Raw genomic sequence first — 25,163 nt, forward strand, 5'->3', positions numbered from 1 at the left:
ATATCATGCGGGATTGCCTTCGTTGCTGAGCCCCGAGCTTGATCGGGGCTCAGTGAAATAACTGTTATGCAGATGGATGATCAGGGATCATTTATCTGCTTTTTTCTTTGCGGTTTTCTTAGCGGCTGACTTCTTTGCGTCTTCGATCTTATCCTCGATCTTGTCATCGATATCGTCGAGCTTGTCATCGATCTTCTCAGCCGCTTCTTTTACCTTTTTCTTTGTAGCTGCTTTTTTCTTTTCGACGTCCTTCTTGACGTCATCAGCCTTCTTCGCGGCGGCTGCTTTCTTCGCGGCGCGGGTAGCGGCTGCTTTCTTGGCGGCTTCCTTGCGTCTTGCGATCTTCGCTTCCTCTTTGATCTCCTTGGGGCTCTTTTCCTTCTTGACACACTTGAGATACAGTGCGCTCATCGGAGGCAGGTTGAGGTAGATCGCCTGATCGAAGCCGTGCATCTCTTCGTCGACGGTGTGAATATCGGTGCCGTTTGTCTTACCGGTACCGCCGTACTGCTCGTCGTCGGAGTTAAAGACCTCCGCGTAAACGCCGTAATCCGGAACGCCGATGCCGTAGTTCTCACGATACATGGGCTGGAAGTTGCAGACGACGATGATGTTGTTGCCTTCCTTATCGATACGGCGGAACGCGATAACGCTCTGCTGATAGTCATCGTGATGGATCCAGTTGAAGCCCTCCCATGTGAAGTCGACCTCATACATGCAGCTGTTCGCCTTGTAGAACTCGTTGAGCGCGCGGAAGAAGTCATTGAGCTTCTTATGCTTCTCAAATCCAAGCAGACCCCACTGCAGCTCTTCGGTGCTGTTCCACTCGTCGAACTGACCGATCTCGGCGCCCATGAAGGTGAGCTTCTTGCCGGGGTGAGCCATCATGTAGGACATGAATACGCGGACGCCCGCGAACTTCATATCATAATCGCCGGGCATTTTATTGATCAGAGAGCCCTTGCCGTATACGACCTCATCGTGAGAGATCGGCAGCAGGAAGTTCTCGGAGAACGCATAGAGGAAGGAGAAGGTGATGGAGTTGTGATGATAGGGTCTCCACAGCGGATCGAGGGACATATAGGACAGCATGTCGTTCATCCAGCCCATGTTCCACTTGTAGTCGAAGCCCAGACCGCCGTCGGATACGGGACGGGATACCATCGGCCAGGAGGTGGATTCCTCAGCGATCATCATAACGGTCGGATGATGCAGATGAACAGCGGTGTTCAGTCTCTGGATGAACTCGACCGCCTCAAGGTGCTCGTGACCGCCGTATTTGTTGGCTACCCACTCGCCGTCACGGCGGTTGTAGTCAAGATACAGCATGGAAGCGACCGCGTCGACACGGATGCCGTCGACATGGTACTTGTCCAGCCAGAACATCGCGGAGGATACTAAGAAGGAGATGACCTCGTAGCGCGCGTAGTCGAATACGTAGGTGCCCCATTCTTTATGCTCGCCCTTGCGGCTGTCCTCATACTCATAGCAGTGGATGCCGTCGAAACGCCCCAGACCGTGCGCGTCCTTGGGGAAGTGAGCGGGTACCCAGTCGAGGATGACGCCGATGCCTTCCTGATGGCACTGGTCGATGAAGTGCATGAACATTTCGGGGGAACCGTAGCGGGAGGTAGGAGCGTAATAGCCGGTCACCTGATAGCCCCACGAGCCGTCGAACGGATACTCGGTCATGGGCATGAACTCGATGTGGGTGTAGCCCATTTCCTTGACATAGGGGATCAGCTCATCGGCGAGCTTGTTGTAATCAAAGGTGTTGCCGTCGGCATACTTGCGCCAGGAGCCCGCGTGTACCTCATAGATGTTGACGGGATTGTCGAAGTGGTTATGCTCCATCTTATACTTATACCAAGCCTCGTCATTCCACTCGTACTTGTTGTAATTATAGATGATAGAAGCATTGTCGGGACGGGTCTGGGTATGGAACGCGAAGGGATCAGACTTGAGGATCTTCTCAAACCAAGGGGTCTCTACGCAGTATTTGTAGATCGCCGTCTCGCCGAGATTCGGGATCCAAACTTCCCAAACGCCGCCTTCGGAAATTTTGTGCATGTGGTTCGCCATTTGATCCCATCCGTTAAAGTCGCCGACAACGGATACGCTCAGAGCGTTGGGAGCCCATACGCGGAACATGGTTCCCTGTACGCCGTCCATCCAAAAATCATGGGCGCCGAGGAAATCATAGATGCGTACCGCGTCACCGCCGTGGAACAAATCAAGAGGGAATCTTTCGTCGTTTAATACATAATTCATAATCTGACTCTCCTTATAGTAAGAATTAGTACATAAATATACAACTCTATAATAACAGACCTTTTTGACAATTTCAAGTAAAAACGGAAATTAAACTCCAAAGATTTAGTGCAGTTTTTATAAAAATTGCCTATTCGGTTGTCATTATAGACAATGAAATAAAAATCATTTGTTATTTATGTACAAAGAATATGGTGCTTCGGAAAAAAACAGGCTTTGTTTTGGCGCTCATATTTTATTGACATAAAAGGCTTCGAAAGGTATGATGTAAGCGATGAGATACGGAAGGATTCACACGTTGAATACTTGATATTATGATCATTTTGTACAGTTGACGCTAAGGAGTAAACTATGGATCGGAATCTGGAAAATGTGTATTCGGAAGACCGGGAAAAAGCGTTTCGATCGATTGAGCGTTTACGTTCCGTCAAGCGTTTCTTCGGTTCTAAGATAGTGTTTTTTGTTGCATATATCGTATGTTCCGTCATTTTGATTATAATTACCTTGAATATCGAAAGACCGGATCTCATGTCTGCTTCACTGATGTTACTGCCTTCGGTAATTTTGTTTGTCTGGATGAATGTTATCGCTTTAACAGAAAAGCGTATCAAGCGCTGTGAGGATTTCTTGATGACCGGCATCAGTAGGGAAAAAAAGCCCGAAAAAGAAATATTGATGCGAACACTGTTTGACCGGATGTTTTTTGCCGGGATGATCCTCTTGGTTCTGAATATTACGATGTCGTTATTTTATATACCGGAATGGGTTATCCTGCCGTTCGGCTTTTTGGCGCTGGTCGGTATATTGATCCTTGGCGTGGATGGAATGATATTTGTATTATCAGTCATACTTTTTGCGGTTTATTTGAAATCGGGCAATATACCGTGGCTGCTGTTCTTCTTTGCCGGGACAGGTGTTTTGTTGGTGATCGGCTCCTTCCTGTTTAGCCATCTGTTGGAGAAGAAGGTCGACAGGAACTTTGAGTCTGAAGCGGACGCAAAGATCCGCCCGATGCTGGAGAGCGTGATGACGACGGAGAAGTTTCTGTGCCGTGAGCATATGCCCTTTGACGATAAGAACGCTGAGAAAATCAAGGGGAATTGTTATGCGGCGGGAAAATGGAACGGCATCACCGTTTCTTATTCCAACCTGAGTTTCAAGAGAAAAGTGGTACGAGATAAGAGTCAGATTTTCAGCGCAGGCCTGGTCAACGCTACCGATTCATTCTGCGGCATCGGCGTGACCTATATCGTCGGACATAAGCCAAACAAAAAAACACTCGAGATGATCCGACATAATCTGGAGGATTACAGGATATATGATGTGACGGTGAATACAGCCAATAAAATCACCGCTCTGTTGGATGCAGGATACTTTTTTACGGCAGATGAATCATTCAATGCGGTATGGCACGGCGATCAACTGAAGATCGACGCCAAAAAGCTGGATGATATTTTCAAGCGTATCGATGCAGGGGTCCAACAGAAACTGATGCAGAGGAATCTTTAGCTTTTTTCAGACGTCAGTAATAAGGACTGATCTGATGTCAGCGGTAGAATATTTCTTTTTTCGAAATTTGAATCTTTGCTGACAAATACCGAATTGTAAGTATATTAAATCTAGTGTGCATTTTATTAACTAAATGGATAGAAACAAAGAGGGGGGTATGATGAGTATTTTTTCTGATGAGTATAACTCATGGTCGGAAGAAGATCTGAAAGCGTTGCAAACGATCGGTAAGATGGAGGCTCGTAAGGAGCGGTTAACGCGTAAGGCGGTCCTTATCGTACCGCTTGTCCTGCTTGGATTCTTTGTTCCGTTCATTGTTGTTTTCTGCACGGATATTCACCCTCTTTGGGGCATGTGCTTTGTTTTACCTGTTATATGGTGCGTTGTTTTTCCGGTCATGGTGAGCCTTGAGTCGGCAGACAGAAGGATCAAGCGCTGTGAGGATTATTTGCTCAGTAAAATCGTGGTGAAGCATGAGAAAGCAGATATCAATGTTTTCATGATGAAGAACCATCGTTTGATCAAATGCTTCGGCATAGCTATCCTGCATTCATGTGCTTTTATCATGGTTCGTTATTATCCGTTTAATCAGGGCGGAAGAATACCGTTAACAAATATTTTGATTGCCCTGATATTTATTTGCTTTATTATCTTTATATTTGTTTTAGGAAAGCTGAACGCAGTGATATGGATAACGGTTTCCTGTACGTTGGTCGATATGATCGCCGGTTCGGCGCCGTGGCCGTTTTTGCTTCTGTCTTTTTTTGGGATGATCGTGTTTGCGGGATCATTTTTCGCTGAGCGTCTGATCCCGAAGGCTCTGAAGAAAAGATTCGATCAGGATGCCGAAAGCCGTATCAAGCCGATGCTCAAAACAATCATGACCGTGGAAAGATTTAACAGCGGTGAACGGCTGCCGTATGTGGATTTCGGCGGGGGAGAGCAGTATGAGGGAAACTGCTGCACCCACGGTAAATGGAATGGCACGGACATTGCATTTTCCAATATCTCTTTCAAGACCGACGTCAAGATCAAAGAGGATCCCAACAAACCGATGGACATGCCTTACGCCAAAAAAATGCTCGAAGGGATCTGCGTCTTTTATACCGCGGATCGGGAGCCGACCGAGAAAATGCTGGAGATCATCCGGGATAATCTTCGTCAGTATCAATGCTATGATGCATTGATACTGCCCAAACATCAAATATCGGTGACGCTCAAAAACGGTTATTGCTTTGTCGAGGGCAGAAACATCGACGCCGTGTGCTGCGACGCTCAGCTGGAGTGCGACGCCGTCAAGCTCAACGGCGTTTTTGAGGCGATCAAGGCGGGGGTGGAGCACAGAAAGTTGGAGCCCAGATTTGAAACACTTACTGAGGTTGAGGAAGAGTTATAATGGGGAAGCGGTCGATCCGGGACCGCTTTTCTTTTTGATGATGCCGGCAGGAGAGATATCGGGTGTGGTTCTGTCAGCTACTGCTATCGCCGCCTGTGTAATGATATGTGCTCCCGGTTATCGAAATGTTGTTGCTGTTGCCGTACCTACTTACAAAACTGCCGCGAATACCGACTGTCATAAAGAAGGCGCCGCAGGATGAATAGCGGAGCCTGAAATATAGTTCTTTTTACGAATTTATCCTTGACATTTCACCTTGATTATATTATCATAAAGCATGGTATAATATTAGTATTATGCCCTGAACCCGTTTGCGGTTCATCCCTTTTTTATTAGACTCTCTTAGAGAGCCGTTATATATAGATATTTTACCCTATTACCATTTTACCCGCGTTATGTTACCCGCGTTATGCTTTGACATATATTTCATATTATTTAAGTGACATTATATTAAAAGTGACATTTGCGGAACCCTTATTAATCTGTCTTTGACAGTGGTGATACAAAACTGAATATCTGAGTAACGGCACCGTGAGTTGAGTTTGATTAGGAAGAATCAAATCAAGGAGGTGTCATGTATGACTGTTTTAGGCATCATCCTCATAGTGGTCGCCCTGATCCTCGGTCTCGGTATCGGCGTCGCCATCGGCAACGCGTACCGAAAGAAGGTCGCGGAGGCGGAGATCGGCAGCGCTGAGCAGGAAGCGAAGCGCATCGTAACCGAAGCTATGAAGACTGCCGAAGCAAAGAAAAAGGAAGCTGTCCTTGAAGGTAAGGATGAGATCCATCGCCTCAGAAATGAGAACGATAAGGAGATCGCCGACCGACGCAAGGAGGTACAGCGCCAGGAGCGCCGTATCCAGCAAAAGGAAGAGACTCTTGACCGAAAGATCGACAATGTCGAGAAAAAGGAAGAAAGAGCAAACAAAAAAATCAAAGAAGCCGAGGGCCGACTCGCCGAGGCGGAAACAATCAAGAAGAGTCAGTTTGAAATGCTCGAGAGGATCTCGGGCTACACCGTAGATCAGGCGAAGACCTATCTGCTCGATCAGCTCGAGGGTGAGCTGGGCAGAGAGAAATCGCTCAAGATCATGGAGTATGAGCAGCAGCTCAAGGATGAATCCGACAAGCGTGCCCGCAATATCATCTCCCTCGCGATCCAGCGCTGCGCTGCCGATCAGGTCGCGGAAGCTACCGTATCGGTCGTCGCGCTGCCGAATGACGAGATGAAGGGTCGCATCATCGGTCGTGAAGGCCGCAACATCCGCGCCATCGAAACGATGACCGGCTGTGACCTGATCATCGACGATACGCCCGAGGCGATCACCATTTCCTGCTTTGAGCCGGTTCGCCGCGAGATCGCTCGCGTCGCGCTCGAAAAGCTCATCTCCGACGGCCGTATCCATCCCGCGAGAGTCGAGGAAATGGTCGAGAAGGCGCGCCGTGAGGTCGAGGCAAGCATCAAGCAGGCAGGTGAACGCGCGGTGCTCGACGCCGGCGTACACGGACTGCATCCCGAGCTCGTCAAGATCCTCGGTCGTCTGAAATACCGTACCAGCTACGGTCAGAATGTGTTGATGCATTCCCTGGAGGTTTGTTATATCTCCGGCATGATCGCCTCTGAGCTCGGTCTTGATCCGACCGTGAGCAAGAGAGCCGGTCTGCTGCATGATATCGGTAAGGCGCTCGATCATGAGATCGAAGGCAGCCACGTCGAGATCGGCGTTGATATCGCCCGTAAGTATAAGGAGAGCGACGCGGTCATCCACGCGATCCAGGCTCACCACGGCGATGTTGAGGCAAAGACGGTCGTCGCTTGTATCGTACAGGCGGCTGACGCGATCTCAGCGGCTCGTCCCGGCGCGCGCCGCGAGAATCTGGAGAATTACATCAAGCGTCTGCAGAAGCTCGAAGAGGTCGCGTCCTCCTTCAAGGGCGTCGAAACCTCTTACGCGATCCAGGCGGGTCGAGAGATCCGTATCATGGTCAAGCCCGAGCAGGTCAAGGATGACGCGATGCCCGCTCTTGCGAGAGATATCTGCAAGAAGATCGAAGATGAACTCGAGTATCCGGGTCAGATTAAGGTCAACATCATCCGCGAATCCCGCGCTGTCGGCTACGCAAAATAGCAACAAGCTGTTGCATCCGATCCCGCCTTTTGTGAGGCTTCCGGTAACGGAACGACTTCAACGGCGGACAGAAAACTACATTAAACAGAAAAGCACTGCTTCGGCAGTGCTTTTTTAATTGAATATTGAATATTGAAAATTGAATAATGATGGTAACTCGCTTTGCTCGGACAATTATATTCGGGTGCGGGTGCCCCGCCTTTCATTATTCATTCTTAAGTCTTAAGTTTTCAATCTTCAGTTCCATAGTCCCACTCCGGTACATACTTCTTGTCCGACGAATCCAACTCCTGCGCGAAGCCGTCAAGGTCAAGCTCCATAAATTTGTTTAACACTTTATGATACTCACGCTTGGTCAGCTTGCGGTCGATATCGGGATAGTCCGCCGCTTTACCCGCCGGCATATACTGCGCCATCAGGCTGACCGGGGCACGTGTGCCGTTTTCTGTTTTCTCTGAAACATTCCATCTTTGAGCGATCGTTTCCAGAACACCGATACTGTTCTTGGTGTGGGAGGGGAGGACGAGGTGGCGGATGATCACGCCGCGCTTCATGACGCCGTTTTCGATGACGGTTACAGGCTGTTGGCGGAGCATTTCATCGATCGCCGCGATGGCGGTCTCGACATAATCACCACAGTTTGACAGCCGCTTTGCCAGCGCGTTGTCGCTGTATTTGAAGTCGGGTAGGTAGATATCGATCACACCGTCGAGGCGTTGTAAAGCGTCGATGCTGTCGTATCCCGAGCTGTTCCATATGAGCGGCAGTCGCGGTCGATAATACGTCAGACTTTCCAAAATCGCGTCGATATAGTGCGACGGGGTGACGAATTCGATATTCTCCGCTCCCAGCGCTTCGAGCCTGCGGTATTCTTCACTGAGCTGATAGGGCGTGATGACGACGCCCTGATGCTCTTCGGAAATATCGTAGTTCTGGCAGAACACACATCGCAGGTTGCATCCGCTGAAAAAGATCGTTCCCGCGCCGTGGGTGCCGCTGATGGGCGGTTCTTCGTCAAAGTGCAGCGCGGCACGCGCAATCTTCGGCAGTTCGCCGACGCCGCAGAATCCATAATGATCCTCGGTGCGTTCTGTATGACAATGTCTGGGGCATTGATCGCATTTCATGATAACACATCCTCAGGATGATTATATCATAATCTGTATGACTATACAATTATATTGTGAAATCATATAAATAGTTTTCGATCGCTTCTTCAAGGTGAGCGGGGGAGAGCTGTTCCTCATTGAAAAACTTTACCAACTGTTCGACCTTTTTCATGTCCAACGAGATATCCTCGATGGTACAGATGACTTTTCCGCGGTTGAATGCTGTGACGCCGTATGTCACATAGGCTCCGTATTCGCTGTTGTACGCATGTCCGATTTGCAGATCATATTGTATCACACGGCACCTCCTTAGTGAAGAATTATCACATTACAGTGTGATTGTAGCACCGCGCTATCGTGTTTGCAAGCATTTCAACAAAAGTGTAAATATCGTTACAGGAATCGACACGGATTGAGGTGTTTTGTAACCAAAAACCGCTTTTCTTCGCGCTTTTTCGCTTGAAAACAGTCTGTCGATATGCTATGATATGACAAGATTTATTCTTGATATGATATTGGAAGATCATTATGGATAGTATGATTTATGCGGACAATCTGCGGAAAGAATTTAAAAAGATCATCAAGGAGCCCGGACTGAAAGGATCGGTCAAATCCCTTTTTCATCCGAAAAAAGAGATCGTCAAGGCGGTGGACGGCATATCGTTTGAAGTGCCGAAGGGTGAGATCCTCGGCTTTATCGGACCCAACGGCGCCGGCAAAAGCACGGTCATCAAGATGCTGACCGGTATCCTGATGCCTACCTCGGGGATGTGCCGCATCAACGGCAAGATCCCGCAGGAGGATCGAAAGAACTATGTGCGCGAGATCGGCGTGGTATTCGGTCAGCGTACACAGCTGTGGTGGGATCTGGCGCTCAGGGAGACCTATGCCGTATTAAAAGAGATCTATCAGGTGCCGGACGATCAGTATCAAAAGCGCATGGCGTTTCTTAACGAGGTGCTCGAGCTCGACAGCTTTATCACCAGCCCCGTTCGTACCCTGTCGCTCGGACAGCGGATGCGCGCCGATATCGCCGCGTCGCTGCTCCATTCACCGAAGGTATTGTTTTTGGACGAGCCGACCATCGGTCTGGACGTCGTCGTCAAGGATAATATCCGCAACGCGATCATGAAGATCAACAAAGAAGAGGGCACGACCGTGATCCTCACCACCCACGACCTTGCGGATATCGAGCTGTTGTGCGAGCGTATCGTGATGATAGACAAGGGCAAAAAGGTGTTTGACGGCGGGCTTTCGGAGTTGAAGCGCAATTTCGGCGATGTGCGCACGCTCGAATTCGAGCTGGTCAACGCGCCCGATTTCAAGCTGCTCGATTATCACCGCCGCTTTCATTTGACAGAGGATGAGCTCAGCGCCGAGCGTGACGGCAGTTTGGCGCGCGTGCGCTTCGATACCGCCAAGGTGAGCGTGGAGGACGTCGTTTCCTATACCTTGTCGACCGTCCATGTCAAGGATCTGAATATCAAGGGCGTCGAGATCGAAGAGATCATCAAGCGCCTGTACCGCCGTGAGGTGAGCCTATGAGTCGGATCAAACGCTTTTTCCGTACCTATAAGCCGTTCACCCGCGCCGGGATGCAGGAGATGATCGCCTACCGCGCGAATTTTATCTGTCACCTGATCGGCGAGATCATGGCGGCGTTCATCATGTACTTTGTATGGAAGGCGGTCTTTCTCAGCTCCGACAGCGAAACCTTCATGGGCTTTACCATGGAGGATATGGTGGTCTATATCTTCATCACCTTTCTGACGGGCTACATGACCTACTCCGACGGCGCGTTCGCGGTAGGTGAGGAGATCATCGACGGCTCCATCGCCATGCGGATGATCAAGCCGTGTTCCTTTGAGATGTGCTTTCTGTTTCAGGAGCTGGGCAGTCGGTTGATCTCGATCTCGATGATCTTTGTGCCGATGGTAGCCGGCGTGGAGATCTACCGCTATGCCGTTTGCGGCGAAGTGCGTTTTCAGATCGGTTACTTTTTATTATATATCGTCAGTCTGCTGTTGGCTTACATGATCTCTTTCTATTTTAATGTATGCTACGGCTTCATGGCGTTCTTTTTCAAGAATCTGTGGGGCACGACGCTGATCAAGGAAACGCTGGTTTCCTTCCTGTCGGGCGCGATCATCCCGCTCGCGTTCATGCCGTCGGGACTGGCGGCGGTGTTGAACATCCTGCCGTTCGCGTCGCTGTCGTATACGCCCGTGATGATCTACATGGGGATGTATTCGACGTCACAGATCCTGTGGAGCTTCGGGCTGCAGATCTTTTGGGTCATCGTGATGTACGGCGTTACCAAGCTGATCTGGCACAGCGCGGTCAGGCACCTTTCGGTGCAGGGAGGTTGAGAGATGAAAAGATATTTACGCCTCCACCGCATTTTTGTTGTCCAATATCTGAAAAAACTGATGGAATACAAGGTGGATTTCCTGCTCGGCGCGATCGGTCTGCTGATTACGCAGGCGATCCAGATCCTGTTCCTCGGCATCATTTTCAGTCAGATCCCTTCGCTGATCGGCTATACCTTTCCGCAGATCCTGTTCATCTACGGCTTTTCGCTGATCCCGAAGTCGCTGGATCACCTTCTGACCGATAACCTGTGGATGGTGGGATACCGCATTGTCCGCAAGGGCGAATTCGATAAATACCTGACGCGTCCTATCAACACGCTGTTCCATGTCATTTCGGAAAACTTCTGCGTCGACGCGTTCGGCGAGATGCTGTCCTGTATCCTGCTGCTCGGCTATTCCGTTCCGCAGCTCGATATGCCGTTTCACTGGTACACGCTACCGCTGGCGTTGGTCGCGGTCGTATTCGCGACGCTGATCTACACCTCGCTGAAGATCATGACCGCGGCGATCGCGTTCTGGACAAAAGCGAGCGGTCATATCATCCATATGCTGTATATGGTCAATGACTTCTCCAAATACCCGGTCACCATCTATAATAAGGCGGTGCAGACGATCATCACCTATGTGATCCCGTTCGCCTTTACCGCGTATTTTCCGGCGAGTTACTTTCTGACCGGTAAAAATCCGCTGTTCTGTATCGGCGGCACGGTGATCGCGGGAACGGTACTGTTCACGCTCGCCGTGTTTGTCTGGAACAGGGGACTGCGGGCATATGAGTCCGCGGGTTCGTAGCGGAACATTCGCAAGTATTGTACAATAAGGTTGATATAGATGAAAAATCCGTTTATCTGTTATTCCGATGAGGACAAAACCGAATATTTATCCCCACGCTGTTCGCTCAACCGCGCGGTACTCAAAAAGCTCCCCTTGTACGGGATCGAAGATGAGATCGAGGGGATGGGATTCAACGAGATCTTCTCCACACCCGCGATCGTCGCTTGTATCAGACGCGTGTCGCGCCGCTACGGGATCGATCTGAGCGAGGAGCCAGATTACAGATTGCCGCAGATCTTGAATGAGTCGCTCGAGTCCGACGACGCGCGCTATCGTCAGATGGCGGCACGCGTGGTCAAGCAATTCGGCAACCGCCTCGGACTGTTGCTGTTGGCGCTCAAAAAAGGGGAGCGGGAAAATCGTCTGGCGCGTGACGATTGGGATGACGCCTGTTGGGAATACTGGCGGTCGCTCAAGACCGTCATCCTCACCGGCGGTCTGGCAAGTTCGATGATGGGCAGACGCTTCAAAGAAGACATCCAGACGATCTTTGATAGCGCGGGCGAAAAGCCGTACCACATCATGCTCTTTGATAACGGTACCTATATCGGCGTGATGGGGCTGGCGCAAAAGCTGATGAAGAATGATACATCATGTTTGGTGCTGGATTTCGGGCATACGGGGATCAAGCGCGCGGTCATCAAAAAATCCGGCGGCGAGATCGCGGAGTTCACCGCGCAGGAGAGCCTGCCGTCCCTGCATATGAAGAGCCATTTTGACAGTGAAGATGAGAAACGCCGCGAGGCGATTGAGCTGCACCGCTATATCGTCAACACGATCGCCGCGTCATATCGTGCCGCCGATCCCGCGGCGTTGGATGATACGATCCTGATCAGCATCGCCAACTACACGCACAACGGCTTGCTGAACGGCGAGCGCGGCGGTTACGCAAAGCTCTGCGTCATCGATCCGGACTATGCCGCCGTGTTGGAGGATGACCTTTCGGGAGAACTGCACCGAGATATCAAGGTCAGGCTGGTGCATGACAGCACCGCGTCGGCGCTGTATTTCGCGGACGTCGATCGATCGGTGTGCATTACCCTCGGTACCGGCTTCGGCGTAGGGTTCACGGATATCGAGATACAATAAGCGGTTGAGATTGCCACGGCTTATGCAAGCCTCGCAATGACAAAATGTATGCGGTTGAGATTGCCACGGCTTATGCAAGCCTCGCAATGACAAAATGTATGCGGTCGAGATTGCCACGGCTTTTGGAAGCCTCGCAATGACAAAATGTATGCGGTTGAGATTGCCACGGCTTTTGCAAGCCTTGCAATGACGAAATGGTTAGGGAAGAGGTGTTTCGTTTCGGAACGCCTCTTATTTCTATTTTAGAATTATATATGCATAATCACATTTTCGGTGTTCGGGTACAATCGTTTTTGTACAAACAAAAACTTTCTTTGTCATTATTAACAAAAATAAGACAAAAAGATTGTGCAAAACATCGTGACGAAATATTCTGTTTTTCATTTATTTATTTTTGAGGTTATGCTATAATGGTTGTAACTGGATTAGTATGTGGTTTTGCATGCCGATCCATAGTACGTATTCTTTATGAAGGAGAGGATTACATGAAAATTCGTAGGATTATCTCCATAGCTCTGGCTGTACTGATGCTGATGTCAGTATTCACCGTAGCGGCTTCTGCCGCTGAGGCGGATCTGGCCGACACCGGTTATTCCAACCAGTCCTATCTCGAGAACTACGCCGCACAGGCGGCTAAGGAGAAGAATCTCGGCGCGACCTATACGCCGTCTGCCACTACCTTTAAGGTGTGGGCTCCCGAAGCTACCTCTGTGATGGTAAAAATGTTTACCACCGGTACCGACGCTGAGTCGGGCGCTGCCGTTCTCGGCACCTCCGCCATGACTTATGACAGCACCACCGGTATCTGGTCCCTGACTAAGTCCGGCGACCTCAAAAACACCTATTACACCTATCTCGTTACACGCAACGGCGTTGTCAGCGAGACCGTTGACCCGTATGCAAAGGGCGTCGGCGCGAACGGCGACCGTTCCATGGTCGTTGACCTCGATTCCACAGACCCCGCAGGTTGGGATCAGGACAGCCACGTGCTGTTCAACAACCCCGGCGAGGCTGTCGTATGGGAGATCCACGTTCGTGATTTCTCCATCGATGTTTCTTCCGGCGTAAGTGAAGAAAATCGCGGTAAGTATCTCGCGTTCACCGAGGGTAACACCACCGTCAACGGCGAAGGCGCTGTTGCTTCCTGTGTTGACTATCTGGTCGAGCACAACGTCAACTGCGTACAGCTGATGCCTGTCGAGGACTTTGCGTCTATCGACGAGACCGATAACCAGACCAAGCGCAACTGGGGTTATGATCCCAAGAACTATAACGTTCCCGAAGGCTCTTACTCCTCCGATCCTTATGACGGCAACACCCGTATCAAGGAGTTCAAGATGCTGGTTCAGGCGCTGCATGACCGCGGTATCTCCGTCGTTATGGACGTTGTTTACAACCATACCTTCGTTCGTGAGGGCTCTCCGTTCTCCAAGACAGTTCCGAAATACTTCTATCGTATGTCCAATATGGCAGGCAACACCTATCATAACGGTTCCGGCCTGGGCAACGTTCTCTCTTCCGAGAAGGCAATGACCCGCCAGTATATCCAGGATTCTCTGCTTTACTGGGCAAATGAGTATCATATCGACGGTTTCCGTTTCGACCTGATGGGCTGCTTCGACACCAACTCCGTCAAGGCTTGGAGATCCGCTCTTGACCAGGTCGATTCCCGTATTCTGATGTACGGCGAGCCTTGGGCAGGCGGTTCCGACATCGGTATCAACAACGCTGTCAACAAGGGCAACATCGCTTCTCTGACCAGAGTCGGCGGCTTCAACGAAGGCTACTCCGACGCGCTCAAGGGCAGCCATGAGACCGCTACCGGTACCGGCTTCCTCAACGGCGGCTCCGCTACCGAGGTCCTGAAGGCTGCGGGCGGTACCGCGACCGATTTCTCCGGCGCTAAGCCCGAGCAGATGATCCAGTACACCGATAACCATGATAACTTCACGCTCTTTGATAAGATCTTAGCGGCGAACAGAACCTCCGGCTTCAAGACCGGTAAGGACGATCCCACTCTGTACAACACCAACAAGAACATCGTTGAGACCACCGACGCCAAGGTGCTCGGTCAGGTCAAGCTCGGTTTGACCTCCGCTCTGACCGCTCAGGGTATTCCGTTCACCGTAGCGGGTACCGAGTTCTGCCGCACCAAGTACGGCGATCAGAACTCCTACCGTTCACCTGACAACATGAACGCGATCAACTGGAGCCGCGCTTCCAAGTATAAGGCGGTTTCCGATTACTATGCAGGCCTTGTCGCGATCCGTAAGGCTGTTTCCGCTTTCGGCGACACCACCGCTAACAATATTTCCACCGTTTCCGGCTGCACTGCATGGCAGATCACCAACAACAAGTCCGGCGAATGGAACAAGGTCATCGTCGCGCTGAACAACTCCGATTCCGCGAAGTCGATCAGCCTGTCCGGTTCCTGGAATGTTGTCGCTAACGGCACCAAGGCCGGTACCACTTCTTTGGGCACCGCTTCCGGTTCCTACAGCGTTCCCGCATGGAGCAGCGTGGTCCTCGTTGACTCTGCTTCCTTCGGCAACTACAGCCAGCCCGCTCTCGGCACCTCTAAGCTGACCGTTGAGCATTACACCCGTGATTCCGCTTCCGGCTCCTACAGCAAGGCTAAGACCGAGAAGTTTGAGTACAAAGAGAACCAGACATGGCGTGCGTCTCAGGATCTTTCCATCCTGTTTGACCATACCCTGACCAACACCGAGTCTACCGCTTCCGGTAACGCTACCTATGGTACGGCTGTCGCAGGTCAGGATATCACCGTTAAGTTCTATTACACCAGAGAGATCGGCTCCGCTTATCTGACCGTTAACTTCATTGATAACGCGACGGGCACACAGGCTAAGGCGCCGATGAAGTATCGCTTGAAGGACGGCGACAAGTTCTCCATCCCCGCGACTCGTGTACAGGGCTATCAGCTCGATACCACGAAGGTTCCCGGCAACACTGTAGGCGAATTCAATTCCGCTTCTCCCGCGACCTTCAACTTCTATTACAACAAGCTCTCCAACACCACCACCAAGGTGCATTATTACAATGCCAAGGGTTGGTCTTGGGTCAACTGCTACGCTTATGACGATTTGGGCAACGAGCCTCTGGGCGCATGGGCTACTCAGGGTAAGAGAGACGCTTCCAAGATGAACGACGATCCCGATCAGTCCGATTCCAAGTGGCTGGTTGTCACTGTTCCTTCCTCCGCTTGCTACGTCATGTTCCACAACACCAACGCGAACGCGCAGGTTCCGGATCAGGGCGAGCCCGGTTACGAAGTTGCCGGCGAGGCTTGGATCAAGGATAACGTCACCAGCTTCAACTGCTCTATCGTTACCTCTCATATCGACCTCGAGACAGGCGAGAAGCTTGCTCCCGACGTCACCAAGTCCTTTACCAACGTTCGTTCCAACCAGACCTACACCACTTCTCCCGACACTTCTCTCAACCGCAACTATATCACTCCCGCTCTGGCGTCCGGCTTCTATCAGCCCGGCGTGCTGAATGTGGTTTATCTCTACACCGGTGACGCGCCCACTCCCGATCCCGGAAAGCAGATCTACGGTGATGTTGACGGCGACGGCTATGTCACTGTTATGGACGCTACCGTGCTCCAGAGATCCTTGGCTGGTATGTCGACTCTGACCAACGATCAGAAGACCGTTGCCGATGTTGACGCGGATGACTCTGTCACCTCCGTTGACCTTACCTGCATCCAGCGTTACCTCGCTGAGGTGAAGGTCAAGGGCAACCGCACCGGTCAGGTCGTCGGTGAGGCTCCCGTAGGCGAGCACACTTATGATGAGTTCCTTAACGCGTATACCGCTTTGAATACGCTGTTTGCGAAGTATCCGGCTGACAAGTACGGCTCCAACGCCGCTTACCAGCAGGCACAGGCTGCTCTGAGCGCTTATGCTGCTACCGCGATGAATCCCGCTGCCGACGTTGAGGATATCGACGAAGGTTACAACGCATGTGCCGCGGCATACGCTGCGCTCAGCGCTGTTCAACTCGATGACGACGATGATGATGACGATGACGATACCGGCAGAACCATCATCTTCTCGAACAACAAGGGCTTCAGCAACGTCCATATCTATTACTGGGGCGACGGCGATGGTCCCGTAGCATGGCCCGGTGTTGAGATGACTTATCTCGACACTAACGAGTACGGCGAGCAGCGCTATACCTTCGAGATGCCCGAGGGTATGACCAACTTCATCATCAACGACGGCACACAGCAGACTGTTGACATTCCGTTCACCGGCTCTACCGGCGTTTACATGACCGATAAGGACGGCGAAGGTCACTATATGGTCGACTTCTATGATATCGAAGGCGGCACCGGCGGCGGTGGCGGAGATGATCATCACGAGGATCTGCCTTATTTCCTGCTGACCGATAACTTCGGTTGGGGTACAGCCTATGTTTACGCTTGGAACGATAACGGTCCTTTGAACGGCGAGTGGCCTGGTTCCGCTATGGCTGAAACCGTTACCAATGATATGGGTCAGACCCAGTTCAAGTGCTATGTTCCCGAAGGCGCTACGGGCGTCATCCTGAGCAACGGCAACGGCGCTCAGACCGAGGATATCACCGACTTCAGCCATGCAGGCTACTGGATGGACGGTACGCAGAACAGTTCGGGTCACTATCTCGTTACCGCATGGGATTGATCTTGACCGATCATTAAAAACCGAATAATCGATTAATGTGAAAAAAGGGAGCAGATTTCGGTCTGCTCCCTGATTTTATCCCTATTTCACTTGCAATAATATGGTTTTCATGGTAGTATATCCATGAATAAGAATATTATTAGGAGATAAAATGGATTTATTAGAAAAAGCGATCATCTTTGCGGTGCGCGCACACGAAGGGATGATCCGTGAAAAAAGCGGAATGCCGTATATTTTGCATCCGATCGAAGCGACGACGATCGCTTCTACGCTGACAAATGATCGCGAGGTGCTCGCGGCGATGATGCTCCATGATACGGTCGAGGATACCGATACCGCATTTGACGATATCCGCCGGGAGTTCGGCGATCGTGTGGAGCAGCTCGTGCATGGCGAGACGGAAAAGGAATACGCGGAGTTATCGCGCGAAGATAGCTGGAAACTGAGAAAAGAAGAGTCGCTCACGCGTCTGCGCGCCAATCAGGATCGTTCTGTCAAGATCATGTGGCTCTCTGACAAGTTATCCAACGCGCGTTCTTTATTGCGTATTTTTGAAGAGCGCGGCGACGCGATGTGGGAACTCTTCCATCAAAAGGATAAGAGTGTACAGGAATGGTATTATCGTTCCGTTGCCGACGCATTGTCGGAGTTTTCCGAAACCCCTGCATACCGAGAGTATGTTCTTTTGATCGATTATATATTTGGAGGTCAAACATGAAATCAGAGCTGAATAATGGTACTTTGACGATCTGGCTGGATGGTCGTATCGATTCACACCGTGCGCCGACGGTCGAAATAGAGATCAATAATATTGTCAAGAAAACGGATTTTGATCATTTGGTGCTTGACGCCGAGGATATGGAATACATCAGCAGCGCGGGTCTGCGGATCATCTTAAAGCTGCTCAAGAAACATAGGGATGTTACGTTGGTCAACGTCAGCTCCGAGGTCTATGAGATATTGGAGATGACCGGCTTTACGGAGATGATGACGGTCGAAAGAGCGCTGAAATGTATCGACGTTACCGGTAAAAAGATCATCGGTAAGGGCGCTAACGGCGTGATCTACCGTATTGATAACGATACCATCGTCAAGGTGTACAACGAGGCGGATACCCTCGATCATATCAAGGCGGAGCATGATATGTCCCGCACGGCTTTTATTCTGGGAATTCCCACCGCGATCCCCTTCGGGATCGTCAAGGTAGGGGAGAGATACGGCTCGATCTTTGAGCTGATCAACGCAAGGACCTTTGCCGAGCTGCTTCAGCAGGATCCGACACAGATCGAGTTTGTTGCGCAGCAGACGGTCGAACTGGCAAAAACACTGCACGAAACTGAGGCGCCTGTTGGGATACCGCTTCACAGCGACGTCGCCCGTCAGTGGCTCGACGAGGCAAAGAGCAGCTTTGACCCGCAGCATTTCGCTAAGCTCAGCGCGCTGATCAAGATGATCCCCGAGACAGGCACCATGCTGCACGGCGATCTGCACATCAAGAACATCATGCAGTATGAGGATGAGGCGCTGCTGATCGATATGGATACGCTCAGCGCGGGTCATCCGATCTATGAGCTGGCGTGCATTTATAACGCGTATGAGGGCTTCGGTATCTGTGATCCGAATGTTTTCAAAAACTTCCTGTCGGTGGATGAAAGCGTGGTCAAGCCGCTTCTGCACCGTATTCTGGAGCTGTACCTCGAAACCGATGATGAGGACAGGATCAATGAGGTCAAGGAGAAAGCCTCTGTGATCGGACTGCTGCGCGTACTGCGCAGGATCATCCGTATCGGTGAACAGGATACACCGGAAGGCAAAAAGCTGTTAGAGGAGTGCCGTGATCGTATCAATCGCGCGGTCGATCATCTGGATACATTGACTTTTTGATATAAAGGAACGATTATGAAAGTCTTCAAAAAATTGTTTAAAAACTTTGAAGCGAATATCATCACCTTTACCGTACTGCTGTTGCTGTTGTTCAGTATTCTGGTATCGGTGATCGGTTACGGTAGTTTTACGAAAGCGTTTGAGTTGGAGTACGACAACACCACCTATCATATGGCGGATACCGCTACAGCGCTGATAGACGGTGATCAAATCGATGATTATCTGGCTAACGGCGCCGATGACGCATCCTACAAAAGCACGAAGAATGCTTTGGATACGTATTGCCTGAAGATGGATGTGTCTCTGGTCTATCTGATCCAGGTGGATACGACCGATTATAATCATTTTGTATCTGTTTTTAACTGTGTCGGCAAGGACGCTCCCTATACGGAATGGGAATTGGGCTCGGTTCATGATACGACCAACGACGAGTATAGGGAAACCTATCGTCAGTTGTATGACGGCACTCTTGAACATGGCACGATCTATCGTACCGATAACCTGAGAGGCGCGCCGCCGCATATCACGACGCTGGTGCCGCTGAAGGATTCTGACGGCAAGACCGTCGCCGTGTTATGTATACAGCGTATGATGGACCGTATGGTTGAAGCCCGCAGACCCTTTTTGTATATCATCGCCGGCTCCACGGCGGGGTTGATGCTCTTTTCATCTATTATTTCCGCAATATATATCCGCAGGCAGTTCGTCAGACCGATCCACAAGATCATCCGCGAGGCAAAGCGTTTTGCGAATGAAAACAAGCCCGGTGAAAAGCTCGGCGCGGATATCAGTTATATTGAAGAGCTCTCCGTGTTAGCGACCTCGATCGATAAGATGGAGGAGGATATGCTGCAATACATCGATAACCTGACTGCCGCCACCGCGGAGAAGGAGCGTATCGGAACGGAGCTCTCTCTGGCGACGGCGATCCAGGCAAATTCTCTGCCGAATACATTCCCCGCGTTCCCCGACCGCAGTGATTTTGATATCTATGCGTCCATGACCCCCGCGAAAGCGGTCGGCGGTGATTTTTATGATTTCTTCCTGATCGACGATGATCATCTTGCCGTTGTGATCGCGGATGTATCCGGAAAGGGTATTCCCGCCTCGCTGTTTATGATGGTCACCAAGATCTTAGTCAATGAGATCTCGCAGCACAGCGGCTTTACTCCCGCACAGGCGCTTCAGCTGGTCAACGAGCGTGTTTGTCCGCGCAATCGTGAGGACATGTTCGTTACGGTGTGGCTGGGCTTCATAGAGCTGTCAACCGGCAAGGTCATCAGCGCCAATGCCGGTCATGAGGATCCTGCCATTATGCGGAAGGACGGCGAATTCGAGATCCTCAAATCCCGTCACGGATTTGTCATCGGCGCGATCGACACAGTCAAATATCATAATTTTGAATTTACACTCGGGCGCGGCGATAAGCTGTTCCTGTATACCGACGGTATCCCCGAGGCAACAGATATAGATAATAACATGATGTCCATTGACGGTATGCTCAAGGCGCTGAATCAGTATAAAGAAGAAAGTCCGCAGGGTATCATCGAGGGCGTGATCAGGAGCGTCAACGAATTTGTCGGCGAAGCGCCGCAGTTCGATGATATGACGACTGTCTGTCTGGAACTGAAGGGAAAAGAGACTGCCCGACTTGTTGTTGACGCCGAGAGATCTGAAATGGACACGGTCAATGAGTTTGTCCATCAGCACCTCAGCGATACTCCGTGTTCCTTCAAAACGCTGATGGATCTGGATCTGGCGGTCGAAGAGATTTTTGTCAATATCGCGAATTACGCCTACGGAGAGGAAAGGGGAAAGGCAGAAATTATTCTTTTAAAGAATAATGATTCTGTTTCGCTGACCTTTGTCGATCAGGGTATCCCGTATAATCCGCTGGCAAAGCCCGATCCAGATACCACGCTCAGCGCGTCGGAACGACAGATCGGCGGACTGGGGATCTTCCTCGTCAAAAAGATGATGGATGAAACCTCCTATGAATACAAGAATGGCTCCAATCGCTTCACAATGGTGAAGAAGTTCACTTAATAGTATCAATAAAAACGCAGGACGTTTCGGCAACGTCCTGCGTTTTAGTTTATTGGATATATACGATCGCTGTTTTTTTGAAGGCGGTGATGATCTTTCTGATCCCCGCGTAGGCAACACTCAGACAGAAGCCGTATTTCAGGATGATCGTATTCTTCATGATCAGCCCGATGATCACCAGCGCCAGCGCGAAGATCACCATGGCGAGTCCTATGACCAGCTTACGGATCCAGTGGCGTGAGCCGTTCTTTTTTTCTTCAAACGCTCTGAGGATATCCACAAAGCCGCTGAACGCGTAGATGATCAACAGGAAGATCAGGATGGTCAGGGATTTGTCGTCATAGAGCGAGTAGATGAACAAGCCTAAATCAAGGATGATGATCGCTTCACACAAGATGATCTTTCCGCCGACCATATGTCGCGCCATCATTACGTAATAGATCAGCTGGCTGATACTGTAGAAGAGAAGCATGAAGGAGATGATGAGCGTGATGACGCCGTAGGAATCCTTAGGCAATAACAGCAATAGCAGGGAAATGACAAGATAGAGGATGCCGAGGATGAAAGAACGAACCCGTTGGAATCGACTCATGTTTCGTTTCCTCCCCGGTGCTGCTTGATCAGCGTGCAAAAGTCATTGATACCCCGCAATCTGTCTTCGTCATACTCGACAGAATTCCACGCGGCATAAAAGTGAAAACCCGAATTCATGCGCTGACCTCCTGTTTTGCCTGTTTTCTGATCTTTCTCAGCGCAACAGAGGAATAGATCAGCTGGATCAAAAAGATCATCCTTGTCACATCGATGAAGATCGTGATAACCAGTATGAGCGGATCATCGATATCGATAAAATCAGTGATCAGATAGAATGCTTCAAGCAGGATCATCGCAAGGCCGTAAACACAGATCACTCCGGCAAAGAACAGGTAGACGGGCTTTACGTGCTTACCCTTACCTTCCGCTCGTGCGGACATCCCCAGCCATACATACACCAGTACGGTCAGAATGGCGACGACCCATGTCAATATGACGACAGCGAGCTGATCCTCTTCGCCGGTATCCTCATAATAGGCGCTGCCGAGCAGTATGACAGTCAATATCAGTTTAATGAAAGCCCACAGACCGAAAGCAATGACGCCGGTGCCCAGCGTTACCAGATTGTTTTCCAGCCGTCTGGTTTTCGCTCCCATCATTTTTCACTTCCTTTTTTGTGATGGGCTTTTAATCGGTTGGACAGTTTGACATTGAACGTTAAGCCCTCTTCGGAGGGTACCGCCTCGATGGATCCGCCGTGCAGGACGGTGATGCGCTTGGCGATGGACAGTCCGATCCCGTGACCGCCGGTCGAGGAGGTGCGGGAGGAATCGGGACGGTAGAAGCGGTCGAACAGATGCTTGTAGTCGGCTTCTTGATCGACCTCGCAGGTGTTGTATATGCTCAGCGTTGTATGGCGCAGTTCCTTATTCAATTTGACGCGGAATTCCCCTTCATCGGTGACGTACTTAGACGCGTTCTCCACCAGTACGGAGACCAGCCGCTTGAGCTGATCGGTGTTGCCGTTGATGGTGACGTCGGGTTGGAGCTCATAGCTTGTCTGAACATTTTTAGCGCGGAATACTTCTTCAAAATCAGCGCAGACCGCCTCTGTCATTTCGCTGAGGTTGACCGCTTCGATATCGGAGATCTCATCGACCTCTTCCAGACGGTTGAGGGTGAGCAGCTCTCCGACAAGCTCACTGATACGTGTTACCTGAGTCGTGATATTATTGAGCCATTCGCTTTCGCCGTTTTTATAGGCGAGCACCTCCGCGTTAGCGGAGATAATGGCGATCGGTGTTTTTATCTCATGACTCGCGTCGGTGATGAATTGCTTTTGCATGCGCGAGTTCTCTTCAAACGGCTTGACGATACGGTTCGACAGGAACCAGAACACCACGGTGATCAGAACGATAAAGACGACCGCCAGCAGTGAGAGCATGAGCGTCAGCAGATCGACCGCGTTATACTCATAGGTGTAGTCGACGAATATGACCATGTCATTTTCATCGCTGACACGGTAGCGAAAATCGTTGTAATCTCCGGTCTTGAGGTTGGACATTTTCACGATGTCCGCCATAGCGACAGCTTTTCCCTCGTCGATCGACACGTTGTGATCGACGTAGACGACCACATGATCATTTTCTTCGTATTTCACCGCGAAATAACGCATACGAAAGGGAGAATCCTCGTTATAGCTGTAAATGTTGAACAAACTCGGTTTGTTGATCTCGCTTTTTGGGGGAACTTCGCCCTGATTATCGGCGATCAGCTCCGTCATGGCGTCAGCCCGTCGGGTGATCTCCGCGTTCAAAAAGATCGAGACGAACAGGATCGTCAGCGCAAAGACGATGGTAGCGGAGATGAACACACCGAGTACGATTTTTCTTCGCAGTTTTTTCATGAGAGCTCCTCTTTCAGTTCGAAGGTATCGTCTTCGATGACGACGGCGACGTCGGCGTGGATCTGTCTGAGCTTGTTTTTCAGATAGTATAGGTACAGCTCCGCCTTCTCGGGGCTTTCTTTGCCGCCCCAGACCGCCTCGTTGATCTCTTCTGCGGAATAGATCCTGCCGACATTGCGGACGAGGTAGGTCAAAAGCTCCGCCTCGGGATTGTTCAGCCGCAGACTGCCCTTGTCGGATCTCAACTCGCAGGTGTTGGAGTTCAGCTCGATGTTCGCGTATTTGATGACGGAATGGCGGTAGTCGTTATTGCGGCGGATCAGGGATTGCAGACGCGCTACCAACTCCTTCATCGCGAAGGGCTTAGAGAGATAATCATCCGCGCCCGTGGACAGTCCCGTGATACGATCGTCGAGCGTCGCTTTGGCGGTGAGCATCAGCACACAGGTGTGGTTGCCGTTTTGCCGCATGGCTTCGAGCACCTCGATACCATCCTTTTTCGGCATCATGATATCGAGAACGACTGCGTCAAAGTAATCCTTGTCCAGTGCCTCGAGCGCCTCTTCACCGTCATAGACGGGCGTGACGTCAAAGCCCTCCATTTTTAAGATCTCGACGACAGCGACAGAGAGCTGCCGCTCGTCTTCTGCGTAAAGTACCTTCATCATTTACCCCTTTTGGATCAGATCTCTGATCGTTTGCATCGACAGGTCGGTGGACGCCATCTCATCGGCACAGCGCTTGAGCTCGTCCACGATCAGAGCCGTGTTTTTGATATGCTTCTTGTATTTGAGCTGGTGCTCCAGACTTGCCCAGCAGTCCATCGCGATCGTGCGCAGCTGGATCTCGACGTTGATGGTGTCGATACCGCCGACGCCGAAGGGGAGGTTGAGCAGAACATGCAGGCTGCGGTAACCGTTGGGCTTGGCGTTGGCGATATAATCCTTGACGGTGACGACCTTCCAGTGATCGTTTTTCTCGATCAGCTCAAGGACGGTATAGATGTCACCGACAAAGTGCGTGATGACGCGAACGCCCACGATATCGGACAGGTTTTTGATCGCGCATGCAGCGGTTTCTTCCAGCTCAAATCTTCTGAGCTTTTCGCACAGACTGTCCGCGCTTTTGACACGGCATTTGATGTGCTCCGCAAGCGTTGTTTCGGGATCGGTGCTGATGCTGTCGAGCATTGCCTGAATCTCGCGCATCAACAGCTGTTCAATTTCTTCGAGCTTCGGCGCGAACTCGCCGTAGAATCGTAAATCTTCTTGTTTCATCATCTTGGTCGATCCTTATCATTTTTGTTATGGATGGGTTTTGAGTCGATACCCATTTTAACCGTTTCTATTATATCATCTATACCGAAAAAGACAAGAAAAAAATGAATGATGTC

The 25,163-nt window shown here is 50.7% G+C and carries 20 protein-coding genes; 11 read left to right on the forward strand and 9 right to left on the reverse strand.

Annotation, left to right across the window (positions count from 1 at the left end; genetic code table 11):
- Positions 1-87: 87 nt before the first annotated feature.
- A complete protein-coding gene (gene glgB / locus JKK62_RS02205; RefSeq protein ID WP_201426772.1) occupies positions 88-2,271 on the reverse strand; it encodes a 1,4-alpha-glucan branching protein GlgB in 2,184 nt (727 codons plus the stop codon).
- Between the two features lie 543 nt (positions 2,272-2,814).
- On the opposite strand from glgB, the gene JKK62_RS02210 reads away from it, so the two are divergent.
- The 3 genes from JKK62_RS02210 (at position 2,815) to rny (ending at position 7,305) form a co-directional block, all read left to right on the forward strand.
- Positions 2,815-3,780 (forward strand): hypothetical protein, encoded by a 966-nt coding sequence (locus JKK62_RS02210; RefSeq protein ID WP_201426773.1) that lies wholly within the window; start codon positions 2,815-2,817, stop codon positions 3,778-3,780.
- Between the two features lie 157 nt (positions 3,781-3,937).
- Positions 3,938-5,176, forward strand: coding sequence for a hypothetical protein (locus tag JKK62_RS02215; RefSeq protein WP_207752121.1), 1,239 nt, complete (start codon positions 3,938-3,940; stop codon positions 5,174-5,176).
- 578 nt (positions 5,177-5,754) lie between these two features.
- Positions 5,755-7,305, forward strand: coding sequence for a ribonuclease Y (gene rny, locus JKK62_RS02220; protein ID WP_201426775.1), 1,551 nt, complete (start codon positions 5,755-5,757; stop codon positions 7,303-7,305).
- Between the two features lie 230 nt (positions 7,306-7,535).
- Here the strand turns inward: rny and JKK62_RS02225 are convergent, their stop codons facing one another.
- Both JKK62_RS02225 and JKK62_RS02230 read right to left on the reverse strand, forming a co-directional pair.
- Positions 7,536-8,432, reverse strand: a complete 897-nt coding sequence (locus JKK62_RS02225) for a radical SAM protein (RefSeq protein ID WP_201426776.1) — start codon at positions 8,430-8,432, stop codon at positions 7,536-7,538.
- 49 nt (positions 8,433-8,481) lie between these two features.
- Positions 8,482-8,712, reverse strand: coding sequence for a DUF6514 family protein (locus tag JKK62_RS02230; protein WP_201426777.1), 231 nt, complete (start codon positions 8,710-8,712; stop codon positions 8,482-8,484).
- Positions 8,713-8,951: 239 nt separating this feature from the next.
- Here JKK62_RS02230 and JKK62_RS02235 point away from each other — a divergent pair, with 239 nt between their 5' ends.
- The 8 genes from JKK62_RS02235 (at position 8,952) to JKK62_RS02270 (ending at position 21,330) form a co-directional block, all read left to right on the forward strand.
- Positions 8,952-9,959: an ABC transporter ATP-binding protein gene (locus tag JKK62_RS02235; protein WP_201426824.1), complete on the forward strand. Its 1,008-nt coding sequence runs from the start codon at positions 8,952-8,954 to the stop codon at positions 9,957-9,959.
- Positions 9,956-10,783, forward strand: a complete 828-nt coding sequence (locus JKK62_RS02240) for an ABC transporter permease (protein WP_201426778.1) — start codon at positions 9,956-9,958, stop codon at positions 10,781-10,783. Before JKK62_RS02235 ends, JKK62_RS02240 begins: the two co-directional genes overlap by 4 nt.
- A gap of 3 nt (positions 10,784-10,786) precedes the next feature.
- The gene (locus JKK62_RS02245) at positions 10,787-11,578 is read left to right on the forward strand and encodes an ABC transporter permease (protein ID WP_201426779.1); all 792 of its coding nucleotides are present in this window, start codon (positions 10,787-10,789) and stop codon (positions 11,576-11,578) included.
- Positions 11,579-11,617: 39 nt separating this feature from the next.
- The gene (locus JKK62_RS02250) at positions 11,618-12,709 is read left to right on the forward strand and encodes an ROK family protein (RefSeq protein ID WP_201426780.1); all 1,092 of its coding nucleotides are present in this window, start codon (positions 11,618-11,620) and stop codon (positions 12,707-12,709) included.
- 485 nt (positions 12,710-13,194) lie between these two features.
- Entirely contained in the window at positions 13,195-17,400 is a 4,206-nt protein-coding gene (gene pulA / locus JKK62_RS02255) for a type I pullulanase (protein WP_201426781.1), read from the forward strand.
- A gap of 151 nt (positions 17,401-17,551) precedes the next feature.
- A complete protein-coding gene (locus JKK62_RS02260) occupies positions 17,552-18,118 on the forward strand; it encodes an HD domain-containing protein (protein WP_201426782.1) in 567 nt (188 codons plus the stop codon).
- The gene (locus JKK62_RS02265; protein WP_201426783.1) at positions 18,115-19,284 is read left to right on the forward strand and encodes an anti-sigma factor antagonist; all 1,170 of its coding nucleotides are present in this window, start codon (positions 18,115-18,117) and stop codon (positions 19,282-19,284) included. The genes JKK62_RS02260 and JKK62_RS02265 overlap by 4 nt, the downstream gene beginning before the upstream one ends.
- Positions 19,285-19,299: 15 nt before the next feature.
- Complete coding sequence (locus tag JKK62_RS02270) at positions 19,300-21,330, forward strand: SpoIIE family protein phosphatase (protein ID WP_201426784.1); 2,031 nt, start codon at positions 19,300-19,302, stop codon at positions 21,328-21,330.
- Between the two features lie 49 nt (positions 21,331-21,379).
- Here JKK62_RS02270 and JKK62_RS02275 read toward each other — a convergent pair whose 3' ends face one another.
- The 6 genes from JKK62_RS02275 to JKK62_RS02295 are packed head-to-tail and all read right to left on the reverse strand — an operon-like array spanning position 21,380 to position 25,050.
- Positions 21,380-21,922, reverse strand: a complete 543-nt coding sequence (locus tag JKK62_RS02275; protein ID WP_201426785.1) for a DUF308 domain-containing protein — start codon at positions 21,920-21,922, stop codon at positions 21,380-21,382.
- Positions 21,919-22,041 carry a hypothetical protein gene (locus tag JKK62_RS17715; protein ID WP_279380591.1) on the reverse strand — a complete coding sequence of 41 codons (123 nt, stop codon included), beginning with the start codon at positions 22,039-22,041 and terminating at the stop codon, positions 21,919-21,921. Before JKK62_RS17715 ends, JKK62_RS02275 begins: the two co-directional genes overlap by 4 nt.
- On the reverse strand, positions 22,038-22,523 hold the full coding sequence (locus JKK62_RS02280; RefSeq protein ID WP_201426786.1) for a hypothetical protein: 486 nt from the start codon (positions 22,521-22,523) through the stop codon (positions 22,038-22,040). Before JKK62_RS02280 ends, JKK62_RS17715 begins: the two co-directional genes overlap by 4 nt.
- Complete coding sequence (locus JKK62_RS02285) at positions 22,520-23,770, reverse strand: sensor histidine kinase (RefSeq protein ID WP_201426787.1); 1,251 nt, start codon at positions 23,768-23,770, stop codon at positions 22,520-22,522. The genes JKK62_RS02280 and JKK62_RS02285 overlap by 4 nt, the downstream gene beginning before the upstream one ends.
- Entirely contained in the window at positions 23,767-24,438 is a 672-nt protein-coding gene (locus tag JKK62_RS02290; RefSeq protein WP_201426788.1) for a response regulator transcription factor, read from the reverse strand. The genes JKK62_RS02285 and JKK62_RS02290 overlap by 4 nt, the downstream gene beginning before the upstream one ends.
- Positions 24,439-25,050: a GTP pyrophosphokinase gene (locus tag JKK62_RS02295; protein ID WP_243411726.1), complete on the reverse strand. Its 612-nt coding sequence runs from the start codon at positions 25,048-25,050 to the stop codon at positions 24,439-24,441.
- Between the last annotated feature and the right edge of the window lie 113 nt (positions 25,051-25,163).

The sequence above is a fragment of the Ruminococcus difficilis genome (genome assembly GCF_016680995.1).